The sequence below is a fragment of the Streptomyces colonosanans genome, assembly GCF_001866645.1.
Classification (GTDB): Bacteria; Actinomycetota; Actinomycetes; order Streptomycetales; family Streptomycetaceae; genus Streptomyces; species Streptomyces colonosanans.
This window is the reverse complement of the sequence record NZ_MLYP01000004.1, coordinates 18,829-30,268: the sequence shown is the minus strand read 5'-3', so window position 1 is coordinate 30,268 and position 11,440 is coordinate 18,829. Positions and strand designations below refer to the sequence as shown.

Annotated in this window: 12 protein-coding genes; 8 read left to right on the top strand and 4 right to left on the bottom strand. The window is 69.2% G+C overall.

What is annotated here, in order from left to right:
* Nucleotides 1–31 precede the first annotated feature (31 nt).
* The 7 genes from BIV24_RS01335 (at nt 32) to pstB (ending at nt 8,462) form a co-directional block, all read left to right on the top strand.
* Entirely contained in the window at nt 32–2,446 is a 2,415-nt protein-coding gene (locus tag BIV24_RS01335; protein ID WP_079167935.1) for an RNA degradosome polyphosphate kinase, read from the top strand.
* The gene (locus BIV24_RS01330; protein ID WP_071364232.1) at nt 2,427–3,503 is read left to right on the top strand and encodes a CHAD domain-containing protein; all 1,077 of its coding nucleotides are present in this window, start codon (nt 2,427–2,429) and stop codon (nt 3,501–3,503) included. The genes BIV24_RS01335 and BIV24_RS01330 overlap by 20 nt, the downstream gene beginning before the upstream one ends.
* A gap of 57 nt (nt 3,504–3,560) precedes the next feature.
* Nucleotides 3,561–3,965 (top strand): NUDIX hydrolase, encoded by a 405-nt coding sequence (locus BIV24_RS01325; protein ID WP_071364231.1) that lies wholly within the window; start codon nt 3,561–3,563, stop codon nt 3,963–3,965.
* 321 nt (nt 3,966–4,286) lie between these two features.
* Nucleotides 4,287–5,420 (top strand): phosphate ABC transporter substrate-binding protein PstS, encoded by a 1,134-nt coding sequence (gene pstS, locus BIV24_RS01320; RefSeq protein WP_071364230.1) that lies wholly within the window; start codon nt 4,287–4,289, stop codon nt 5,418–5,420.
* Between the two features lie 104 nt (nt 5,421–5,524).
* Complete coding sequence (pstC, locus tag BIV24_RS01315) at nt 5,525–6,532, top strand: phosphate ABC transporter permease subunit PstC (protein WP_071364229.1); 1,008 nt, start codon at nt 5,525–5,527, stop codon at nt 6,530–6,532.
* Nucleotides 6,529–7,581 (top strand): phosphate ABC transporter permease PstA, encoded by a 1,053-nt coding sequence (pstA, locus tag BIV24_RS01310; protein WP_071364228.1) that lies wholly within the window; start codon nt 6,529–6,531, stop codon nt 7,579–7,581. Before pstC ends, pstA begins: the two co-directional genes overlap by 4 nt.
* Nucleotides 7,582–7,685: 104 nt before the next feature.
* Complete coding sequence (pstB, locus tag BIV24_RS01305) at nt 7,686–8,462, top strand: phosphate ABC transporter ATP-binding protein PstB (protein ID WP_071364227.1); 777 nt, start codon at nt 7,686–7,688, stop codon at nt 8,460–8,462.
* Nucleotides 8,463–8,551: 89 nt separating this feature from the next.
* On the opposite strand, the gene BIV24_RS01300 is transcribed toward pstB, so the two are convergent.
* The 3 genes from BIV24_RS01300 to BIV24_RS01290 all read right to left on the bottom strand — a co-directional run bounded on the left by BIV24_RS01300 (nt 8,552) and on the right by BIV24_RS01290 (nt 10,499).
* Entirely contained in the window at nt 8,552–8,752 is a 201-nt protein-coding gene (locus BIV24_RS01300) for a DUF5988 family protein (RefSeq protein ID WP_071364226.1), read from the bottom strand.
* 120 nt (nt 8,753–8,872) lie between these two features.
* Entirely contained in the window at nt 8,873–9,871 is a 999-nt protein-coding gene (locus BIV24_RS01295; RefSeq protein ID WP_071364225.1) for an inorganic phosphate transporter, read from the bottom strand.
* 7 nt (nt 9,872–9,878) lie between these two features.
* The gene (locus BIV24_RS01290) at nt 9,879–10,499 is read right to left on the bottom strand and encodes a DUF47 domain-containing protein (protein ID WP_071364224.1); all 621 of its coding nucleotides are present in this window, start codon (nt 10,497–10,499) and stop codon (nt 9,879–9,881) included.
* Nucleotides 10,500–10,780: 281 nt separating this feature from the next.
* On the opposite strand from BIV24_RS01290, the gene BIV24_RS01285 reads away from it, so the two are divergent.
* Nucleotides 10,781–11,137 carry a metal-sensitive transcriptional regulator gene (locus BIV24_RS01285; RefSeq protein WP_071364223.1) on the top strand — a complete coding sequence of 119 codons (357 nt, stop codon included), beginning with the start codon at nt 10,781–10,783 and terminating at the stop codon, nt 11,135–11,137.
* 85 nt (nt 11,138–11,222) lie between these two features.
* On the opposite strand, the gene BIV24_RS34110 is transcribed toward BIV24_RS01285, so the two are convergent.
* Nucleotides 11,223–11,393: a hypothetical protein gene (locus BIV24_RS34110; protein WP_177198597.1), complete on the bottom strand. Its 171-nt coding sequence runs from the start codon at nt 11,391–11,393 to the stop codon at nt 11,223–11,225.
* Nucleotides 11,394–11,440: the final 47 nt, after the last annotated feature.

Genomic DNA, 11,440 nt, shown 5'->3' with positions numbered 1-11,440 from the left:
TTGATTCAGACGGGCTTGCGACGCTCGGGCAATGAACGCCGCCGCGCCAGAGCCCCCGCCGCCCCGGGAGAGCGGGGCCGGTGCGGAGAGCGGGCGTCCCCTCGTCGCACTGCCGCCTTCGCTCTCCGACGCGCCCCTCACCCGATCGGCGCGGAAGAATGGGTTCATGAGCCAGCAAAATGCCCAGGCACAGGCCCAGCCGTCCCCCACCACCGCGCGTGATGGAGAACCCTCGGGTCGCGCGAACATGCAGAACCAGCAGCCCTCCGTGGGCTCCATCGCCGCGCACCGCCCGCACGCCGTGGCCGCGACGGTCTCCGACCTGGAACCGGACATCGACGCCGACCTCGATGTGTACGAGGAGGCCGAGGGCGCCCAGCTCCCGCAGGGCCGCTTCCTCGACCGGGAACGCAGCTGGCTCCAGTTCAACGAGCGCGTGCTCGAACTCGCCGAGGACCCGAACACGCCGCTCCTCGAGCGGGCGAAGTTCCTGGCGATCTTCGCCAGCAACCTGGACGAGTTCTTCATGGTCCGGGTCGCAGGCCTGAAGCGCCGCATCGCCACCGGTGTCGCCACCCGGTCGGCGTCCGGCCTCCAGCCGCGCGAGGTGCTGGAGATGATCTGGGCCCGCTCCCGCGAGCTCATGGCCCGGCACGCGGCCTGCTTCCACGAGGACGTCGCCCCCGCGCTCACGGAGGAGAGCATCCACCTGGTCCGCTGGAACGAGCTGACCGAGAAGGAGCAGGCACGCCTGTTCACGCTCTTCCGCCACCAGATCTTCCCGGTACTCACCCCGCTGGCCGTCGACCCCGCGCACCCCTTCCCGTACATCTCGGGGCTGTCGCTGAACCTCGCGGTCGTCGTGCGCAACCCGGTCTCCGGCCACCGCCACTTCGCGCGCGTCAAGGTCCCGCCGCTGCTCTCCCGCTTCCTGGAGGCCTCCTCGCAGCGCTACGTCCCCATCGAGGACGTCATCGCCGCGCATCTGGAGGAGCTGTTCCCGGGCATGGAGGTCCTGGAGCACCACACCTTCCGGATCACCCGCAACGAGGACCTGGAGGTCGAGGAGGACGACGCCGAGAACCTGCTCCAGGCCCTGGAGAAGGAACTCATGCGGCGCCGCTTCGGGCCGCCGGTGCGCCTGGAGGTGGAGGAGTCGATCGACCGCTACGTCCTCGACCTCCTGGTACGCGAGCTGAAGATCTCCGAGGCCGAGGTGTACCCGCTGCCCGGCCCCCTGGACCTCACGGGCCTCTTCGGCGTCGCCAACCTCGACCATCCCGAGCTGAAGTACCCGAAGTACATCGCGGGCACCCACCGCGACCTCGCGGAGGTCGAGTCGGCGTCGGCGCCCGACGTCTTCGCGGCACTGCGGGAGCGGGACGTCCTGCTGCACCACCCGTACGACTCCTTCTCCACCTCGGTCCAGGCATTCCTGGAGCAGGCGGCCGCCGACCCGGACGTGCTCGCCATCAAGCAGACGCTGTACCGGACCTCGGAGACCTCGCCGATCGTCGACGCGCTCGTCGACGCGGCCGAGTCCGGCAAGCAGGTCCTCGTCCTGGTCGAGATCAAGGCCCGCTTCGACGAGCAGGCCAACATCAGCTGGGCCCGCAAGCTGGAGGAGGCGGGCTGCCACGTCGTGTACGGGCTCCTCGGGCTGAAGACCCACTGCAAGCTGTCGCTCGTCGTACGGCAGGAGGGCGACACGCTCCGCCGTTACACCCATGTCGGTACGGGCAACTACCACCCGAAGACCGCGCGCCTGTACGAGGACCTGGGTCTGCTGACCGCCGATCCGCAGGTCGGCGCGGACCTGTCCGACCTGTTCAACAGGCTGTCGGGCTACTCGCGCCGCGAGACCTATCGCCGGCTGCTCGTCGCCCCCAAGTCCCTGCGCGACGGTCTGATCTCCCGGATCAACAAGGAGATCCAGCACCACGCCGCAGGACGTCCCGCGTACGTCCGCATCAAGGTCAACTCGATGGTGGACGAGGCGGTCGTCGACGCCCTCTACCGGGCGTCCCAGGCAGGCGTCCCGGTCGACGTCTGGGTGCGCGGGATCTGCGCACTGCGGCCGGGCGTCACCGGTCTGTCCGAGAACATACGCGTACGGTCCGTCCTCGGCCGCTTCCTCGAGCACTCCCGCGTCTTCGCCTTCGCGGGCGGCGGCGAGCCCGAGGTGTGGATCGGCAGCGCGGACATGATGCACCGCAACCTCGACCGCCGTATCGAGGCCCTCGTCAGGGTCACCGACCCGGCGCACCGGGCGACCCTCAACCGGCTCCTGGAGACCGGTATGTCCGACACCACCTCCTCCTGGCACCTGGGCCCCGACGGCGAGTGGACCCGGCATGCGACCGACGCGGACGGCCAGCCCCTGCGGAACATCCAGGAGATGCTCATAGACGCCCGGAGGCGCCGGCGTGGCACAGCAGCACCTTGATCCCTCCACTGACTCCACGGCCCCGCCCCTCCCCGGCGGGGATGCCCTCGCGGGCTACCTGAGGGCCCAGGCCACGGAGTTCCTCCGTGCTCTGCGCCAGCACCAGGAGACGGGGGACACGCATCCCACCGTTCGGGCGAGATCGAGAGCGGGGGTGGCGGGCGGGGCGGAGAACTCCGGCGACGCGGCGCTCGCCCTGCGCCGCTCGGCCCGCCGCATCAGCGGCACGCTCCACACGTTCCGCCCCCTGCTCGACGCCGACTGGGCAGAAAGGGTGCGTCCCGAGCTCGCCTGGCTGTCGGGCACGCTGGCCCGCGAGCACGCCTATGCCGCCCGGCTCGAACGGCTGCTCGAGGCCCTGCACCGGCTGTCGGGCGCGTCGGCCCTCCCCGCGCAGCCGGGGGACGCGGCGCGGCCCGCCGCCCCGGAGCGCGGCGCCCTTACCGTCGGCGCGGCGAAGGCGGGCGCGCTGCTGGAGCGCCAGCTGACGCTGGCCCGCACACGCGCCCACTCCGCGGCCCTGCAGGCCCTCGGGTCGAGCCGTTTCCACGCGGTGGCGGACAGCGTCGCCGTCCTCGCCAGCGAGGTCCCGCTCACGCCCGCCGCGGCCACCGCCGATCTGCGCCCGCCGGCCGCGGCGGCACACGAACGGCTGCTCGACGCGGTGGCCGCGCTGCCGCTGGTCACCGCGGGCCATCCGTACAACGCGGAGGCCCTGGTCAACGGCCTGTCCCCGGACCCGGCACCGCACCCGCAGGACGGCCCCTGGCACCAGGTCCGGCTGCTGCTGCGGCTGCACCGCTACGCCCAGGAGGTGCTGTACGGCAAGGACGCGGCCGTCGACGTACGGCTGTCGGCGGCGGGCCGGGCCCTGAACCGGCACCGTGACGCCGCGGAGGCGGCCGCCGCCGCTGCCGCGGCGGCGCGCACCCCGCGCATCGCTCCGGCGACGGCGTACGCCCTCGGCGTGCTTCATGCCGACCAGCGCCATGAAGTGGAGGCCGCCCGTTTCGCCTTCCAGCAGTCGTGGCAGAGGCAGACGGTGGAGACTGCGTAGGCGCCCGTACGGCGGCACGGCGCGCCGCGGCCACGGGAAAGGAGCCGTGAGCACCCGATGAGCGACGACGCCATCCGCGCCGCGGGCTGTGTCCTGTGGCGCCGCTCCCCCGTCGACGGCGCGCTGGAGATCTGCCTGGTCCACCGGCCGAAGTACGACGACTGGTCCCATCCGAAGGGCAAGCTCAAGCCCGGCGAGGACGCGCTCGCCGGTGCGCTGCGGGAGGTGGCGGAGGAGACGGGGTACACCGCCGTGCCCGGCGTGCGTCTGCCCACCGTCCACTACGAGGCGTACGGACGCCCCAAGCAGGTCCACTACTGGGCGGCCGAGGCGAGCGGCGGCTCCTTCACCCCCAACCGCGAGGTCGACCGGATCCTGTGGCTCCCGCCGGCCGCGACCCGGACCCGCCTCACCCAGCCTCGCGACCGCGAACTGGTAGATATCCTCCTGAACCCGATATAAGCCCCGCGCCCCAGAAGGCGCGGGGCCGCCGCGCGCTCAGCCGCAACAACGCCGCACCCGACCGAAACCCGCAGGCCGTACGCCCGTCCCGACTCAGCTCAGTGGAATGCCCTCGTGTCCGATCCGTAAGCGTTCCGTGACCTCACCACACCGTCCGCAGGGGTTCACCCTCCGTTCACTTGCGGCCGTAGGCGCCTTCACCTGTTCTGCCTAATTTCGGCCTTACCTGAGGGAGGGCGCGGCCTCGAGTGCGCGTCCGCCGTCACCCACACTTCGCACGCCGCCGATCAGGACGGCGGCTCCTGGAAGGAACTCCCGAAAGTGAAGCTTCAGCGCATGAACCGGCGGGCCCTCACCCTCGGTGCTCTCGCGGTCTCCGGCGCCCTGGCCCTCACGGCGTGCGGCTCCGACGACACGGGCAAGAAGAGCGACAGCTCCGCCTCCTCCTCGTCGTCGTCGGCGGCGAACTCGGCCAAGTGCGACAACGCCAAGGGCCAGCTGCTCGCCGACGGCTCCTCGGCGCAGAAGAACGCGATCGACGCCTGGGTGGCGCAGTTCTCCCAGGCCTGCTCCGGCGTGCAGGTCAACTACAAGGGCCAGGGCTCCGGCGCCGGCGTCACCGCGTTCACCCAGGGCCAGGTCGCCTTCGCCGGTTCGGACTCCGCGCTGAAGCCCGAAGAGGTCGCGGCCTCCAAGAAGGTCTGCTCCGGCGGCCAGGGCATCGACCTCCCGATGGTCGGCGGCCCGATCGCCGTCGGCTACAACCTGCCGGGCGTCGACAACCTGGTGCTGGACGCCGACACCCTGGCCAAGATCTTCGACAGCCAGATCACGACCTGGAACGACAAGGCGATCCAGAAGCTGAACCCGGGCGCCAAGCTGCCCTCCACCAAGATCCAGGCGTTCCACCGTTCGGACGAGTCCGGCACCACGGACAACTTCACCAAGTACCTGAAGGCCGCGGCCCCGTCCGTCTGGGGCAAGTACGACGGCGGCAAGGCCTGGCAGGCCAAGGGCGGCCAGTCCGCTCCGCAGTCCTCGGGTGTGGCCGCGCAGGTCAAGCAGACCGCCGGCGCCATCGGCTACTTCGAGCTGTCGTACGCCAAGGACATGTCCACGGTCTCCATCGACACGGGCGCCTCCACCCCGGTCAAGGCCACCGTCGACAACGCCACCAAGGCCATCGCGGACGCCAAGGTCGTCGGCACCGGCAAGGACCTCTCGCTCAAGCTGAACTACGGCACCAAGGCCGACGGCGCCTACCCGATCGTCCTGGTCACCTACGAGATCGCCTGCGACAAGGGCAACAAGGCGGACACCCTGCCCGCCACCAAGGCCTTCCTGCGCTACATCGCGAGCACGGACGGCCAGGCCGTCCTGAGCCAGAACAACTACGCCCCGATCCCCGACGACATCATCTCCAAGGTCCGCACCACCATCGAGGGCCTGAGCTGACATGAGAGTGCGGTCCGGTCCCCCCGCGGGACCGGACCGCATCGTCCGGTGCACCGCCGCCAGGAGCCGCACACCGCGCGTGGCTCCGCAGACCGGAGAACCCGATGGACATAACTACACGCAACACACAAGCACCTCCCCCCGCTCCGCGGCCTTCCGCGGCCGGGCGGAAGCGCACGTCCCACAGCGCCACCCGCCCCGGAGACCGGATCTTCCTCGGCCTCTCCCGCGGAGCGGGCATCCTGCTGCTGGTGATCATGGCCGCGATCGCGGTCTTCCTCGCCTACCGTGCGTCCCTGGCCATCAGCAAGGACCACGGGAACTTCCTGACCACCTTCGAGTGGAACACGAACCTCAACCCGCCGGTCTTCGGCATCGCCGTACTGGCCTTCGGCACGGTGGTCTCCTCGGTCGTCGCCATGGTCATCGCGGTTCCGATCGCGGTCGCCATCGCGCTCTTCCTCACGCACTACGCCCCGCGCCGGGTGTCCGGCCCCATCGGGTACGTGATCGACCTGCTCGCCGCCGTGCCGTCCATCGTCTACGGCCTGTGGGGCGCCCTGGTCCTCGTACCGAACCTGAACGGCCTCTTCAGCTGGCTGAACGACTACCTCGGCTGGACCGGCATCTTCTCCTGGGACGGCGGTGCCCCCCGCTCGATGCTCACCGTCGGCATCCTGCTCGCGATCATGATCCTTCCGATCATCACCAATGTGAGCCGCGAGGTCTTCCGCCAGGTCCCGCGGATGCACGAGGAGGCGGCCCTGGCCCTCGGCGCCACGCGCTGGGAGGTCGTCCGGATGGCCGTGCTGCCCTTCGGCCGCTCCGGCGTCGTCTCCGCCTCCATGCTGGGCCTTGGCCGTGCGCTCGGCGAGACGATGGCCGTCGCCACCGTGCTCTCCCCGGACTTCCTCATCCACGGCAGCCTGCTCAACCCGGGCGGCGGAACCTTCGCCCAGAACATCGCCAGCAAGTTCAGCGAGGCGACGGAGTACGGCCGTGACGCGCTGATCGCCTCCGGTCTGGTCCTGTTCGTCATCACCCTGCTGGTCAACGGCGCGGCCCGCATGATCATCGCCCGCCGCAAGGAATACTCGGGGGCCAACGCATGAGCACCGCAGCCGTCGCCCACAAGCGCCCCAGCACGCTGCGCGGCGCCCGCCTCCCCTCGTGGTCCCCCTGGGCCATCGCCGCCGGCTCGATCGCCGCCGCGATCGGCATCGGGGCCGCCGCCGGACTGCACAGCCGCGTCCAGTGGGGCGTGATCGCCGCCATCCTCTTCGTCCTCGCCACGTACGGCATCGCCGCGCGCGTCGAGGGCCGCCGCCAGGCCAAGGACCGTGTCGCGACCTCTCTCGTGTGGGTCGCCTTCCTGCTCGCCGTGGTGCCGCTGGTCTCCCTGATCTGGGTGACCGTGCAGCGCGGTGTGAAGGTCCTCGACGTCTACTTCCTGACCCACTCGATGGGTGTGGTCGCCGACTCCCAGCCGGGCGGCGGCATCTACCACGCCATCCTCGGCAGCCTGGAGCAGGTCGGCCTCGCCACCCTGATCGGCGCGCCGATCGGCGTGCTCACCGCGATCTACCTGGTGGAATACGGCCGCGGCAGGCTCGCCAAGGCCGTCACCTTCTTCGTCGACGTGATGACCGGCATCCCGTCGATCGTCGCCGGCCTGTTCATCCTCAGCCTGATGCTGATGCTCGACATGCAGCCGTTCGGCTTCGCCGGATCGCTCGCCCTGGCCATCCTGATGATGCCGGTCGTGGTCCGCTCCACGGAAGAGATGCTCAAGCTCGTCCCGAACGAGCTGCGCGAGGCGTCCCTGGCGCTCGGCGTGCCCAAGTGGCGCACCATCCTGAAGGTGGTCCTGCCGACCTCCATCGGCGGCATCACCACCGGCATCATGCTGGCGATCGCCCGTATCGCCGGCGAGACCGCGCCGGTGCTGCTGCTCGTGTTCGGCAACCAGTTCATCAACGCCAACCCCTTCGAAGGTGCGCAGGCGTCGCTGCCGCTGTACATCTACCAGCAGTACTCGAACAGCGCGGGCGCCAACGCGGCGTACGACCGCGCCTGGGCGGCATCGCTCACGCTGATCGCATTCGTGATGATCCTCAACCTGGTGGCTCGCGGTATCGCCCGCTGGAAGGCACCGCGCTGACGACCTGCGGCAACCGCCGCGCGACCGGTCGCTGAGGCATTGATGTGCGGCTGCCGCCGCGCCGGCCACAGCACCACCCATCAGACTTTGGAAGTGAAGTAGTCATGGCCAAGCGAATCGACGTAAGCGGACTCACCGCCTACTACGGCTCCCACAAGGCGATCGAGGACATCTCGATGACGGTCGAGCCACGGTCGGTGACGGCGTTCATCGGCCCCTCCGGCTGCGGCAAGTCGACGTTCCTGCGGACGCTCAACCGCATGCACGAGGTGACCCCGGGCGGACGCGTCGAGGGCAAGGTGCTCCTGGACGACGAGGACCTGTACGGCGCGGGGATCGACCCGGTCTCCGTCCGCCGCGAGGTGGGCATGGTCTTCCAGCGCCCCAACCCCTTCCCCACCATGTCGATCTTCGACAACGTGGCGGCGGGCCTGCGCCTGAACGGCAACTACCGGAAGGCGGAACTGAACGACATCGTCGAGAAGTCGCTCAGGGGCGCGAACCTCTGGAACGAGGTGAAGGACCGCCTGAACAAGCCGGGCTCGGGCCTGTCGGGCGGTCAGCAGCAGCGTCTGTGCATCGCTCGCGCGATCGCGGTCGAGCCGAAGGTCCTGCTGATGGACGAGCCCTGCTCGGCCCTGGACCCGATCTCGACCCTGGCCATCGAGGACCTGATCGGCGAACTGAAGGAACGCTTCACGATCGTGATCGTGACGCACAACATGCAGCAGGCCGCACGCGTCTCGGACCGTACGGCGTTCTTCAACCTGGCGGGCGTGGGCCAGCCGGGAAAGCTGATCGAGATCGACGAGACGGAGCGGATCTTCTCCAACCCGTCGGTCCAGGCGACGGAGGACTACATCTCGGGCCGCTTCGGCTGAGCTGCTGATGACCCCTCGCGGTGCTGCATGGCGGTGCCACCGCGAGGAAGAAGAGGGCCCGCCCCCGTGTCCCGGGGGCGGGCCCGCTCTCATTCGGCGACTTCGGTGCGTTCCCACCACTGGTAGACGGTGACCCGACCCTCCTGGCTGTCCTCGTGGCGCGACGTGACCTTGTAGTGCTCGTATCCGCCGCGGTGAGGAATCTTCAGCTCTTGTCCCGGAGGGACGACCGGCACGAGCGTGCCCGCCAGATCGTCCGGTCCGCCTTCGAGGAGTGCCTTGGTAGTCATAGGTCCAGTCTTGTCGCGCCGGCGACCACCGCATCTTGAAACGACGGCCCCCGGGGCCCCGGGTCCGGGACGCCCCGGGGGCGCGGCTTCCTCCGGGCGGCACCTGCGCCGCCGACGTTTCTACAAGAACGCCAGGTTGATCAACCAGAACCCGCACGCCGCCACGATCGCCGCCGCCGGCATCGTGATGAACCAGCCCAGGACGATGTTCTTCGCGACACCCCACCGCACGGCGTTCAACCGCTTCGTCGCGCCCACGCCCATGATCGCCGAGGTGATCACATGGGTCGTGGAGATCGGCGCCTTGAACAGGAACGCCGTCGTGAACATGATCGACGCCCCCGTCGTCTCCGCCGCGAAGCCCTGCGGCGGGTCCAGCTCGATGATCTTGCGGCCCAGCGTGCGCATGATGCGCCAGCCGCCCGCGTACGTGCCCAGCGACAGCATCACCGCACAGACGATCTTCACCCACACCGGGATCGGATCCCCGTAGTCCTGGACGTCCGCGATGACCAGCGCCATCACCACGATGCCCATCGTCTTCTGCGCGTCCTGGAGGCCGTGGCCGAGCGCCATGCCGGCCGCCGACACCGTCTGCGCTATACGGAAGCCCCGCTTCGCCTTGTGCGGATTGGCCCGCCGGAAGAGCCACATGATCACCGTCATCACCAGATAGCCGACGATCAGGCCGACCACCGGGGACAGGAACATGGGGATGACGATCTTGTCCAGGACTCCGGTCCAGTACACCGTCGTACCGCCGGCCAGCGCCGCGCCGACCATGCCGCCGAACAGCGCGTGCGACGACGACGAGGGCAGGCCGAAGTACCACGTGACCAGGTTCCAGACGATGGCACCGACCAGCGCCGCGAAGAGGATTCCCATCCCCTTCCCGCCTTCGGGCGTCTGGATCAGGCCCTCGCTGACCGTCTTCGCGACCCCGCTGCCGAGGAAGGCACCGGCGAGGTTCATCGCCGCGGCCATCGCCAGCGCCGCCCGCGGCGTCAGCGCGCGCGTCGACACCGACGTCGCGATCGCGTTCGCGGAGTCGTGGAAGCCGTTCGTATAGGTGAAGAAGAGCGCGACCAGGATGGTCAGGATCAAAGCAAAGGTGTCCATGGACGCCTCAGGACTCCTTGACCGCGATGGTCTCCACCGTGTTGGCCACGTGCTCGAAGGCGTCCGCGGCCTCCTCCAGCACGTCCACGATCTGCTTGAGCTTCAGGACCTCGATCGCGTCGTACTTGCCGTTGAAGAGGTGGGCGAGCAGCTTGCGGTGGATCTGGTCCGCCTGGTTCTCCAGGCGGTTCACCTCGATCCAGTACTCGGTCAGGTTCTCCATCGTGCGGAGGTTGGGCATCGCCTCGGCCGTCAGCTCCGCCGCCCGCGCCAGGACCTCGATCTGCTGTGCGACGCCCTTGGGCAGTTCCTCGACGTTGTAGAGGACGACCAGGTCGACGGCCTCCTCCATGAAGTCCATGATGTCGTCCAGGGACGATGCGAGGGAGTAGATGTCCTCACGGTCGAACGGCGTGATGAACGAGGAGTTCAGCTGGTGGAAGATCGCGTGTGTGGCGTCGTCACCGGCGTGTTCCGCTGCCCGCATACGCTCTGCGATCTCGGCCCGGTCGGAGGTGTCCGCCCCGAGCAGTTCCATCAGGAGTTTGGAACCGGTGACGATGTTGTCCGCGGATGCGGCGAACATGTCGTAGAAGCTCGTCTCCCTGGGGGTCAGACGAAAGCGCACGTGGGGTCCTCAGGATGCTTCGGTTTCGGTCAGGCTGATGCTAAGCACATCATCCGGCCACGGCTAAGGGTCGTCCTCCAGTGTCGCCCATCGAGCAAAGTGGTCGGCACGGGGGCGGGACGACGGTGGCCGGACCTCGTTGACCAGGGCTCTCTCACCGGAAAAGTTCGTTACCATATACCGGTCGGGGGTATATGTCCGTTTCGCGGCGCGTGGGATCCGCGTCCGCTGGTCCACTGTCCTGATCCGTATCCCCGGGCAACCATCTCCAGGAGGACGCGATGACGACCACCGAGGCCGGCGCGCCGGCGCCCTCCGAGGGCGCCGAGACCGTGATGACCGACCACGACCACGGCATCCACGGCTACCACCACCAGAAGGACGAGCACCTCAAGCGGCTGCGCCGCATCGAGGGCCAGATCCGCGGGCTGCAGCGGATGGTCGACGAGGACGTGTACTGCATCGACATACTCACGCAGGTCTCCGCCTCGACGAAGGCGCTGCAGTCCTTCGCGCTCCAGCTCCTCGACGAGCATCTGCGCCACTGCGTCGCGGACGCCGCACTCAAGGGCGGGTCGGAGATCGACGCGAAGGTGGAGGAGGCGACGAAGGCGATCGGCCGGCTGCTGCGGACGTGACGCCTCGGGCTGGTGCCCCGGCAGGCGACGTCTGCCCTTGAAGCAGGCGTGGTCTGTCGGGGCACCAGCGCGATACGCCGACGGCTCAGTCGCCGGAGGGGTCCCGTTCCTCGGCCACTCTCAGCACCTCGTCGATGCTTTCCAGACTGAGCCGGTCCTCGATCGCGGCCGACGCCGCGATGATCAGGTCGCCGCACAGCTCGATCTCGGCGAGGGCCACGTGGTCCTGAACTGCCGTACCGCCCAGCGGAGCCACGTGCATCACCTCTTTCTGCCGTCACCGACCTCCTAGGGTAGGGAGCG

Excerpts from the sequence above, each read along its gene's own strand:
- BIV24_RS01300 (WP_071364226.1), bottom strand. The coding sequence starts at position 8,752 with ATGACTACCAAGGCACTCCTCGAAGGCGGACCGGACGATCTGGCGGGC.
- BIV24_RS01295 (WP_071364225.1), bottom strand. The coding sequence starts at position 9,871 with ATGGACACCTTTGCTTTGATCCTGACCATCCTGGTCGCGCTCTTCTTC.
- pstC (WP_071364229.1), top strand. The coding sequence starts at position 5,525 with ATGGACATAACTACACGCAACACACAAGCACCTCCCCCCGCTCCGCGG.
- pstB (WP_071364227.1), top strand. The coding sequence starts at position 7,686 with ATGGCCAAGCGAATCGACGTAAGCGGACTCACCGCCTACTACGGCTCC.
- BIV24_RS01335 (WP_079167935.1), top strand. The coding sequence starts at position 32 with ATGAACGCCGCCGCGCCAGAGCCCCCGCCGCCCCGGGAGAGCGGGGCC.
- BIV24_RS01285 (WP_071364223.1), top strand. The coding sequence starts at position 10,781 with ATGACGACCACCGAGGCCGGCGCGCCGGCGCCCTCCGAGGGCGCCGAG.
- pstA (WP_071364228.1), top strand. The coding sequence starts at position 6,529 with ATGAGCACCGCAGCCGTCGCCCACAAGCGCCCCAGCACGCTGCGCGGC.
- BIV24_RS01325 (WP_071364231.1), top strand. The coding sequence starts at position 3,561 with ATGAGCGACGACGCCATCCGCGCCGCGGGCTGTGTCCTGTGGCGCCGC.